Consider the following 9,336-nt stretch of genomic DNA (forward strand, 5'->3'; position numbering starts at 1 on the left):
ATCTACCGCGAGCATCAATCATGAATTCGTTACTGACCTTCTTCGCAGCTGCGGTGTTGCCACTGTTGGCGATCGCCCTGACGGTCATGGCGCACCGGCACGTCATGCAGAAATGGCGAGCGAAAATCCATACCGAAGTTGCACAGGCCTTGAGCACCTTGGTGTCACTACTTACACACTGCTCGTGGACAAATTGACTTCGCCCAGCACCGACAGAACTGCCCAGGTCTATCGCATTCTCCTTGGCGAGCGCGGAGACTACTATCTGTTCATGAACATCGGAGAGCAGCCAGGCCTGCTCAAGCCGTTGCGCAAGTAACGGGCTTTGCTGGCGGTGCGGGTCAATGGCTAATATGCTTTGGCGGTGGCCGATCAGGCATCTCACTAGGTGTCAGAATTCGAGAGCATGCGCTTGGTCGGCTTCTTGTAGAAAGCGTGTTTATCAGCGGCATTATTAACGTTGAACGTTGAACGTTGAACGTTGGGAGATGACGCGCGCTGGCTGCGTAAAGGGGCGAAACTTACCGCTGAGTCAACGGACCTATCCGATTCGACTTTAATCTGCCCTGCCAGTTGCCAGTACCGTACTACGTGGGACATTTGAGGGCTGAATGTGCAATGAATAAAGGTCTACTGATCGGGCTGGTGGTGACCCTGCTTACGGGGTGCAATCATTATTTCAACAGCCCCTATGGAAGTCGCTGGGATCAACGAAATATCCCCTGTGACGCCACGCCACCTAATCAACCTGGGTGCTACGACAATGTGCACCAAGAGGGGCTGCTCAACAGGCTTTTAAGAAAGGACTAGTCATGCCTGCTTTCTTGACCCGCTTGTTCAAGCGCACAGATAAGCCAGGGCACGCTGAACTCAACCGTTCAACCGACTCCAGCCAGATCAGCCCTCCCTCCTCCGTGCCCTTCATGGACAACGACGAGACCACGCGCCTGGCCACAACCTGCTCGATACGAAGCTACGACGTAAGCGCACCAGCCATTACACGTTGCAATTGAAGTTGCGTAATGGCTGACATCCCATCCAAGCGATTCCTAGATGGAGCGTTGATTTATCCTGGCCGATAGAGCTTCAGCGCTTTCTTTTCGCTCCGAATATCGATCTACCAAATAGCCCTCACGGCCACGAACCAGCAGCGTGAACTTCACCAGTTCCTCCATCACATCGACCACGCGGTCATAATACGGCGAAGGTTTCATTCGGCCAGCATCGTCGAACTCCAGATACGCCTTCGGCACGGACGACTGATTCGGGATGGTCAGCATGCGCATCCATCGACCTAACACACGCATCTGGTTCACAGCGTTGAATGACTGAGACCCGCCGCACACCTGCATCACCGCGAGTGTTTTGCCTTGGGTGGGCCGCACGGCACCCAGGGTCAAAGGAATCCAATCGATCTGCGCTTTGAATACCCCGGACATAGCGCCATGACGCTCGGGGGAACACCATACCTGTCCGTCTGACCACAGCACCAGATTACGCAGCTCTTGTACCTTCGGGTGTTCGACTGGCGCGTCATCCGGCAAGGGCAAACCTGACGGATCGAAAATCACCGTCTCGGCGCCCATGTACTGGAGCAGTCTAGCGGCCTCTTGCGTCAAGAGACGACTGAACGAACGCTCTCTGGTCGATCCATAGAGCAGAAGGATGCGTGGTTTGACGTTCGACGCATCAGCCAGGTTAAGCTTATCGGCAGTGGGCAGATCCATCAGCAACAGATCGAGGGCAGGAAAGGCCTCGGCAGAGTCGATATCGAACTCGTTCATCACAATGCTCCAATCCGATCCAAAGCCTGCTTCAGGTCGTCGCCTTGAAGTGTCTTCAGATCCAACGCGAATAACGCTGCGAACCGCCTTTTGATGTGTTCAACCGTTGCGTCGAATGCGACCTGAATAGCCTCGTCGCTGCCATCCACTTCCGATGGGTCAGGCAGCCCCCAGTGGCTCTTGATGGCCGGGCCAAAATACACCGGACAGGCTTCGCTACTTGCCTTGTCGCACACAGTGATCACGATATCGGGTGGCGAGTCCTCGAACGCTTCTGATCCCTTGCTATAAAGGGCGGACGTGTCGACACCCAGTCCTTGCAGCGTGCTCACCGCACGGGGATTGAGTTTGCCGCTGGGGAGGCTGCCCGAACTGATGGCCGTGAAGCCGTCCGGCGCAACATGGTTGAACAGTCCTTCGGACAGGACGCTGCGACAGCTATTGGCCGTACACATGAACAGCATCTTCATAAGTTACTCCTACGTGCTGATGCTCAAGCGCACGGCAAGCGCTGCCAGTGTCAGCAGCAGAATGGGGAAAGTGATTACGCAGCCAACCTTGAAGTAGTAACCCCACGTGATGCGGATGTTTTTCTGAGCCAGGACATGCAGCCACAGCAGCGTCGCCAGACTACCGATGGGGGTTATCTTGGGGCCAAGGTCGCAGCCGATGATGTTGGCGTACACCATGGCTTCGTGGGCGAGCCCCGTCGCGCCACTGTCCTGAATCGACAAGGCACCAATCAGCACGCTGGGCATGTTGTTCATGACAGATGACAGCAGCGCAGCCGTGAAACCGGTGCCGAGTGTCGCAACCCACAGACCATGATCGGCGAAGGTGCCGAACAATGAGCCGAGTCCTTCTGTCAGCCCTGCATTCTTCAGGCCGTAGATCACCAGATACATGCCAAGTGAAAACAATACGACCTGCCAGGGTGCGTTGAGCATGACTTTGCGGGTCGAGATCACATGCCCTTTCGCGGCAATTATCAGCAACACCAGTGCGCATACAGCGGCGACAGCACTGATCGGTATGCCTAGGGGCTCAAGGGCGAACAAACCGACTAGCAGATGCAGCAACACCCACCAGCCAGCAATGAACGTATGGCGATCCTTGATGGCCTCTTCTGGTCGCGGTAGTTCTTCGGGTGAGTACGCCAGCGGTACCTCTTTTCGATAAAACAACCAAAGCATGCCTAGCGTCGCCCCGACACTGGCCAGATTCACCGGCCACATAATCGAGGCGTACTGACCAAATCCGATGTCGAAAAAATCGGCAGAGACGATGTTCACAAGGTTCGAGACAACCAGCGGCAAGCTGGCAGTGTCGGCAATGAAGCCGGCAGCCATCACGAAAGCCAAGGTTGCTGCCGGGCTAAAGCGCAGCGCCGTAAGCATTGCGATGACAATGGGGGTCAGAATCAATGCTGCGCCATCATTAGCAAACAGGGCCGAGACAGCTGCACCCAAGAGTACCATTAGTGCAAACAGGCGTGCCCCGCTGCCTCTCCCCCAACGAGCCACATGAAGCGCTACCCACTCGAAAAAGCCTGCCTCATCCAGCAGGAGGCTGATGATGATCACCGCAATGAACGTCGCCGTCGCGTTCCACACAATGTGCCAGACCACCGGGATATCACTGAGCGCAACAACGCCAGTTAGCAACGCGACCACCGCTCCGGCAGACGCACTCCAACCCACGCCAAGCCCTCGGGGTTGCCAGATCACCAGTACCAGCGTTACCAGAAAAATAGACACTGCCAGCAACATCTCGGGTCTCCAATAACACTTAGCAACAGGAAACCTGGCGTACCGGGCGACCTTCCATGGAAGCAAGGCGACCTTGGTCATCACCGAGCCAAGTGCGGTTAGCCTCGAGCGTCGCCTGAAGTACATCCAGTGCCCATAGAGGCAGTTCCGGATGAAGACGGTAGTAAACCCATTGGCCCTGCCGACGGTCCTCCAGCAGCCCGCAGGTACGAAGCTGAGCCAGGTGGCGTGAGATCTTCGGCTGGCTGTCGTCGAGTGCCCAAATCAGTTCACAGACGCACAGCTCACCCTCAGCTGCGAGCATGAGCATGATCCGGGCGCGGGTTTCGTCACCAAGGCATTTAAAGAAAATAGGCGGCTGAATGGGCATGACCAACCTTTATATTCGATTCTACGCATATGCGAATTTACAGATATGTAGCCGCAATTGGAAGCGGCTCATCTCGCTTCAGGCGCCCACGTATGCGCAAGCAGATCAGGAAACTCGCTTACCCTTTGGGTTGGCAGACGACTAGGGACGTCTTTCAGGTAGGCGTATGGATCATGTCCATTCAGCCGTGCTGACTGGATCAGGCTCATGATCGCCGCTGCCCGTTTACCGCTGCGTAACGACCTGGCAAGGAGCCAGTTCGAATGACCGAGGGCCCATGGGCGAATCTGATTTCCCCCCTGATTGTTATGGATGGGCACATTCGAAGCGAACAGGTCAAAGAATTTGCGACGGACATGGGCCATACAGCCAATGTCGAACAAGCCCTGTACGAAGCTGGCGTTGTAACCTGCAAAGTCATCGCAGACCAACTAGCCATTCCACGAGCCCAGAAAACGAGGCTGCATAGGAAATCCGCTTGATGGACCAGAAATGGTGTCCACTCAAACTTAGGGGGCTCCATGGCCTTCAGCAGTCGTGTGGGGAAGATGTGGTTGCCGGACGGTTACACTACGACTGCCATCACGTCAGCAATAGCGCCCTATCGGGGACAGCCACGCTAGCGACAGCGGATCAAGCACCAGCAGTTGCGACTAACGATCTGTCATCTTCTGGGTAACCAGGCCGCGAGCAGCCATATCACGCCTGTCGCCAACACCCAAGGCCACCTGCTCGCGGGATTCATTGCCATACCCACCAACGCGATAACGATCAATGCCCCCCCCGCCCATCGTTTGCGCGCTGGTGTAAACCATCTCTGAAACCGCCTAAGCATGGCCTGCACGTTTATCACCACCTGTGCTGCACTCAAACGATCGCAGTCTCTGTCGTCGTTCTGATTCACCGCGCCTTGTATCCGCATGAATTGACGTGTGCCGGAAAATTGCGGCCATCAGCTACTATGTCCCGGTTATCAGTAGGTCAGGGAAGAACACCGCGCGCCTGCTTCATTGCCTGCAAGGTCATGCGCTTGTGCTGCAGCGCTGACTGATCTTCGATCCTGCGCACCGCCAGCGCTCTCAATACCTCATAAGCAAGCGCATGACAGACAGGCTCAGTCACGCCATGCCCACGCTGCAGGTCGATAGCGGCTTGCCGACGCTCAATTTCCATCCTTGCTGGGTCATACTCGAACGCCGCAGCTCGCGCCTCGAGCATCACACTATTGGCGGCGGCCAGGTCGACATCCAGCATCCCAGTGAGCGCGCACTGCTCACCTGTAATGGATGACAGCGCAAAACCCTTGTACTGAGCCTCACCCATAACCGGCCGTACAGGTTGCGCAGTGCAGCTCGAAAGCACGACAGTGGCCATGAGCAGATATCGATAATTTTTCATCAGGTCACGTCAAGTCAAATACAGTGGATGAGCCATACGTTACAATTGGCCTCGTCAAAACCACGCTCCAGGCGCTGCTCGTTCGGCCACCCTACCGATGTGCCACGCTTAGACTCGCTATCTTCCCTGCCACCCCTCTTTTTCCGCTATCACCCGTTAAGGATGATGCCATGATCATTCGCCAGGCTACTAATACCGACCATCCGCAGTTGCTCGACCTTTGGCTGCGCGCCGTTCGTGCCACTCACCATTTCCTACAGGAAGCCGATATCGAGGCGTTGTTTGCTCAACTGCGCGATAGCTACCTGCCGGCTGTCGAATTATGGATGGCAGAGGATGCCGTAAACGGCCCGCTTGGGTTCATCGGGCTTAACGTAAGCCACGTAGAAATGCTGTTTATCGAACCCAGTCGGCGAGGTGAAGGCATCGGCCGCGCGCTACTGGATCACGCCCGGAGTTCACGCGGCCAAATTAGCGTTGATGTGAATGAGCAGAATCCGAAAGCGGTCGGGTTCTATCTGCATTATGGTTTTATCCAAACAGGCCGCTCCCCTCTCGATGGTGAGGGCCGCCCGTTCCCCTTGCTGCACCTGAGCTTGCCCGGCTAGCACTGCAGCCGTGGGGTGCTACTGGTCCGCTCATTGACCATTACGAAACCTTCATCGAAAACCAACTGCTCACCCAGGGAGGCAGTGAAATGATCAACCATCTGGATCACCTCGTTTTGACAACCATCGATGTCGAGGCATGCAAGGATTTCTATACCCGCGTCATGGGCATGAACCTGGAAATTTTCGGTGCCGGGCGCTTGGCTTTGCGCTTCGGTGAGCAAAAGATCAACGTACACGTGCGTGGCCACGAATTCGAACCCAAGGCTCACTTGCCAGTCTCAGGCGCGTTGGACCTCTGCTTCATCGCCTCGATCAGCCTTGAGAAAGTCGTGGCCCATCTAGAAGCACAGCAGTGGCCAATTATCGAGGGCCCCGTTCAACGCACCGGCGCCACGGGACCTATCCGATCCGTTTATGTGCGCGACCCGGATCTCAACTTGATAGAGATATCGGAGCGACTCTAGCAGAGTTTACAGGAGCAGAATGAAGCGCGATCCAGACAGGCCTGGGTGCTCTCGAGAAAACCAAGCAGGCTATCGGGTGGGGCTTGCCGGTAACGGCCCCGACCGATCAGGAAAAGAGCTTGAACGCTACCCAGCTCGTCGCCAAAGCAAAGACTGCGCCCGCAGCAGCCGACAGAAAGATGCTGCGCGCTTGGTGCTGCGTGCCCTCGCGGACCTCACTGCCCAGCTGTGCCAGGTTCTCTTTCATCTGCTTGATAACTTGATCATGGCTCATGGTCGTCCTCGCTTGTGATGCCAGGTCACGCCTGTTGCTAGACCCTATGGCGATAGTGTCGGCCGAATTGGCGTAAAGCTCAAGACCACTCGGCGCAAGCCTGTTTCTCAGGACGGCAGGCTAGAGCTTTTGAATGAAGGCCGCAGCGGTAACGATGACGGTGACTAGCCCTCCCACCGCGACAAAGGGGTAAAACAGCGTCTCGCGCTTCATTTTGTTGGCCTCGGCGATCAATTTTCGCGCCTCGGCGGTGAGCTTGTGAATTTCAGCTTGGAGCTTCTCAAGCTCCAGCTCCTCCTTCTCGGTCATTGGCCGTCCTTTCGTGCCTTGAGCCGCACCCTGTCGTGCGTCCTCTGTGCTGCATTATGTGTTCTCAGGTTAAGGAATGCAGCACGCCACAGCATTCATTGATGCTGTACTCCTCAGTGGCGGGCACCGTGGCCTTGAGCGTGGCCACCACGCGCTCGGTAGCAGTCAGCGACCATTGAAAAGCTATCCACCCCGGATAGGTCAACCGGCGCATGACCTGACCGCATCTGTCACGCGCTCCAGCGGTGACTGCCAGGTGCGATAGAAGTGATAACGGACAGTCGAACCACTTGGTGCTGATGCCACATCGACCAAATGGATAGGCGTCTGCGCGTCAGGCGCCAAGACAGCGTAGCGGTCGCCAGATGTCTGCAAGATACCGCCGACACTTACCCCCAGCACCGTGGTGTTCTGCCAGGCATCTCGGATGCACTCGGCAACCTGCTGGGGTGGCCTTGACGACTTCAAGTCCAGCAGTGGCGGATTGCTTCGGGTGTCGCCAACGCTCGCACACCCCGCCAGCAATGCCAAGCCCGACCCGACTATGATGTTTCGCATATTTTCTATCTCCTGAAAGTCGAGACCGTATCAGCCCGGCATCTGCGCGCTCGACGGAACCGCTACAGACAGCCTTGCAATGCTGACAGGCGCTTTTTTGCGATCCAGTTCCCCAGCACCACGTAGTACTTTGCTTCAGACCCACTCGGTGCTGGCTGGATGTCTACGAAATACTCTGATACTTGCGTGAAGACGGTATAGCCGACATCGCGGCCTGCTTGAAGAGTGGCGCCAGGTGTTCCACCAAAAATCGGCTGATTTTGCCATTCGTACTGGACACACTTCGCCAGCGCGGCGTCAGTTTTGGTCGATCTCAGAACTTTATAGGGACCAGCCTGACGAGCTTCATTCATGGTTGGAGCCATGCATCCCGCTAGCAAAGCCAAACCCATTGCCCCGATCAAGATTCGAATTTGATCCCTCCTTGATGATGCCGGGAATCTACCACAAGGCGGCGTGGCCCAGCCCAGATGCGAAAAGCCCAGAACAGAGCTGGGCTGATACAAGGAAATCTGCTTACTACTCGAACACTGGGCGCAAGAAGCTTCGCTCGTAACTCAGAATGAATTTCCTGTCGCTGGCCTCCTTGACCAATTCCATACATGCCGAATCGCCTGCCGCCTGCTGTCGATACTGCTCATAGGCAGCAAGGCTCTCGAAGCTGAACAGGCAATAGGCGACATTGCTCGCCCCCTCAGAAGGCAGGAAATAGCCATGGTGCTGGCCTCCCATGCGCTCGACCAGAGCGATCCAGTGACGGGAATACGCCTCAAAAGCGGGAAGCTGGTAGGGATCAATCACATAACGAACATGGCAGGTGACCATGGAGTCATTCCTTTGAAGGCTTGAGTAAAGCGCAAACTCTAAGGCAATCCTGCACAGACTTCCAAGGATGACCACCTATCCCCCTGGACGCATCACCCGTAACCGTACGGCCTCATGCCGTCGTAGCGTTGTCTCCCAACGACCCGCCCCGGTCCGTTGCTGGAAAGCCCATGGACTTGGGCTTGGATGCTCAAGGAGGATCAACTTGAGCGAGCAACGCGCAATGACTTCCCACGAGGTCGGCGTGTGCGCTGCACTTCAGTCAGATGGCGCATTCTTTGCGACTCTCGCCCTCTCGCAGCGCAGTAAGATTAAAGACGTAGCTAATGTACCGATAGACGTCATGCCAGCCGATGGGATGTGATCAATCTGCAGAAGAGGATGCAGCAAGTCATAAGGAGAGTCGCCCTAAGCAAGATAGAGGAAGGAACGAAGACAGAAAGGGACTTGTGTGCTGCTGAACGACCAGGCTTTACGTGCTATCCAGTTCGCCAGGCCATACGCCGACTGCCTCTGTTCTAAGTCCCGCATTCATAGCCCAACAGCTGGGTCACAGCGTTTACATGCTGATATCGACCTATGCCGTTGGCTCAACCCAAGCTCCGACTGGAGCAAGCTGGAAAAACTCGAAGGATCGGACGTATCAAAACCTGGCCGAGTGTTTCAACGACGACGCCACTGCCATCCTGAGCTTCGTAGTTCGCGCTGCCGCCTAACCCTGCGGCGCTGCCCGCCAGCACCCAAACGAAAAACGCCGCCTAGGGATAGGCGGCGTTAGAAATTCCCCATCAGGGCTTGAAACCCTTATCTGGTGTCTTCGGAGGTGGGATGTCCCATAGCCTGTCGCTGGATTCCTGCTGCGCCTTTGCTTTTTGCTCTTCTGTTGAGCCAAAGCAGCCGCTCAGCAACAGCGCAGTAACGGCGACGAGAATTGCGCCAATCATGGTGTGCTTCATAAGGTTCCTTCCTGTGAG

General features: G+C 56.0%; 15 protein-coding genes and 1 pseudogene. 4 read left to right on the top strand and 12 right to left on the bottom strand.

Going from position 1 to position 9,336, the window contains the following annotated elements; genetic code table 11:
- Positions 1-20: 20 nt before the first annotated feature.
- Both PFU01S_RS22215 and PFU01S_RS22760 read left to right on the top strand, forming a co-directional pair.
- Complete coding sequence (locus PFU01S_RS22215; protein WP_154665213.1) at positions 21-197, top strand: hypothetical protein; 177 nt, start codon at positions 21-23, stop codon at positions 195-197.
- Complete coding sequence (locus PFU01S_RS22760; RefSeq protein ID WP_255212325.1) at positions 194-319, top strand: hypothetical protein; 126 nt, start codon at positions 194-196, stop codon at positions 317-319. Before PFU01S_RS22215 ends, PFU01S_RS22760 begins: the two co-directional genes overlap by 4 nt.
- Positions 320-1,049: 730 nt before the next feature.
- On the opposite strand, the gene arsH is transcribed toward PFU01S_RS22760, so the two are convergent.
- The 6 genes and pseudogenes from arsH to PFU01S_RS20595 form a co-directional block, all read right to left on the bottom strand.
- Entirely contained in the window at positions 1,050-1,784 is a 735-nt protein-coding gene (gene arsH, locus PFU01S_RS20570; protein WP_027916384.1) for an arsenical resistance protein ArsH, read from the bottom strand.
- On the bottom strand, positions 1,784-2,254 hold the full coding sequence (locus PFU01S_RS20575; protein ID WP_028687869.1) for an arsenate reductase ArsC: 471 nt from the start codon (positions 2,252-2,254) through the stop codon (positions 1,784-1,786). The genes arsH and PFU01S_RS20575 overlap by 1 nt, the downstream gene beginning before the upstream one ends.
- Positions 2,255-2,263: 9 nt before the next feature.
- Positions 2,264-3,553 (bottom strand): arsenic transporter, encoded by a 1,290-nt coding sequence (locus tag PFU01S_RS20580; RefSeq protein WP_028687868.1) that lies wholly within the window; start codon positions 3,551-3,553, stop codon positions 2,264-2,266.
- 19 nt (positions 3,554-3,572) lie between these two features.
- Positions 3,573-3,923 (bottom strand): metalloregulator ArsR/SmtB family transcription factor, encoded by a 351-nt coding sequence (locus PFU01S_RS20585; RefSeq protein WP_028687867.1) that lies wholly within the window; start codon positions 3,921-3,923, stop codon positions 3,573-3,575.
- A 68-nt stretch (positions 3,924-3,991) separates the two neighbouring features.
- Positions 3,992-4,408 (bottom strand): annotated as a pseudogene (locus tag PFU01S_RS21965) (IS66 family transposase); the annotation flags it as partial.
- A gap of 496 nt (positions 4,409-4,904) precedes the next feature.
- Positions 4,905-5,321, bottom strand: a complete 417-nt coding sequence (locus PFU01S_RS20595) for a hypothetical protein (protein ID WP_028687865.1) — start codon at positions 5,319-5,321, stop codon at positions 4,905-4,907.
- Positions 5,322-5,491: 170 nt separating this feature from the next.
- On the opposite strand from PFU01S_RS20595, the gene PFU01S_RS20600 reads away from it, so the two are divergent.
- Together PFU01S_RS20600 and PFU01S_RS20605 are read left to right on the top strand one after the other, a co-directional pair.
- Complete coding sequence (locus PFU01S_RS20600) at positions 5,492-5,929, top strand: acetyltransferase (protein WP_028687864.1); 438 nt, start codon at positions 5,492-5,494, stop codon at positions 5,927-5,929.
- 89 nt (positions 5,930-6,018) lie between these two features.
- Entirely contained in the window at positions 6,019-6,396 is a 378-nt protein-coding gene (locus PFU01S_RS20605; RefSeq protein WP_027916390.1) for a VOC family protein, read from the top strand.
- 106 nt (positions 6,397-6,502) lie between these two features.
- Here PFU01S_RS20605 and PFU01S_RS22425 read toward each other — a convergent pair whose 3' ends face one another.
- The 6 genes from PFU01S_RS22425 to PFU01S_RS22220 form a co-directional block, all read right to left on the bottom strand.
- Positions 6,503-6,670 carry a hypothetical protein gene (locus PFU01S_RS22425; protein WP_165919287.1) on the bottom strand — a complete coding sequence of 56 codons (168 nt, stop codon included), beginning with the start codon at positions 6,668-6,670 and terminating at the stop codon, positions 6,503-6,505.
- A gap of 120 nt (positions 6,671-6,790) precedes the next feature.
- A complete protein-coding gene (locus PFU01S_RS20610) occupies positions 6,791-6,979 on the bottom strand; it encodes a hypothetical protein (RefSeq protein WP_027916391.1) in 189 nt (62 codons plus the stop codon).
- Positions 6,980-7,180: 201 nt separating this feature from the next.
- The gene (locus PFU01S_RS21465) at positions 7,181-7,537 is read right to left on the bottom strand and encodes a hypothetical protein (RefSeq protein WP_027916392.1); all 357 of its coding nucleotides are present in this window, start codon (positions 7,535-7,537) and stop codon (positions 7,181-7,183) included.
- 62 nt (positions 7,538-7,599) lie between these two features.
- Positions 7,600-7,890 (bottom strand): hypothetical protein, encoded by a 291-nt coding sequence (locus tag PFU01S_RS20620; protein ID WP_225806690.1) that lies wholly within the window; start codon positions 7,888-7,890, stop codon positions 7,600-7,602.
- A 166-nt stretch (positions 7,891-8,056) separates the two neighbouring features.
- Positions 8,057-8,362 (bottom strand): NIPSNAP family protein, encoded by a 306-nt coding sequence (locus PFU01S_RS20625; protein ID WP_027916394.1) that lies wholly within the window; start codon positions 8,360-8,362, stop codon positions 8,057-8,059.
- 788 nt (positions 8,363-9,150) lie between these two features.
- Positions 9,151-9,318: a hypothetical protein gene (locus PFU01S_RS22220; protein ID WP_154665212.1), complete on the bottom strand. Its 168-nt coding sequence runs from the start codon at positions 9,316-9,318 to the stop codon at positions 9,151-9,153.
- Between the last annotated feature and the right edge of the window lie 18 nt (positions 9,319-9,336).

This window comes from Pseudomonas fulva NBRC 16637 = DSM 17717 (genome assembly GCF_000730565.1).
Taxonomy (GTDB): Bacteria; Pseudomonadota; Gammaproteobacteria; order Pseudomonadales; family Pseudomonadaceae; genus Aquipseudomonas; species Aquipseudomonas fulva.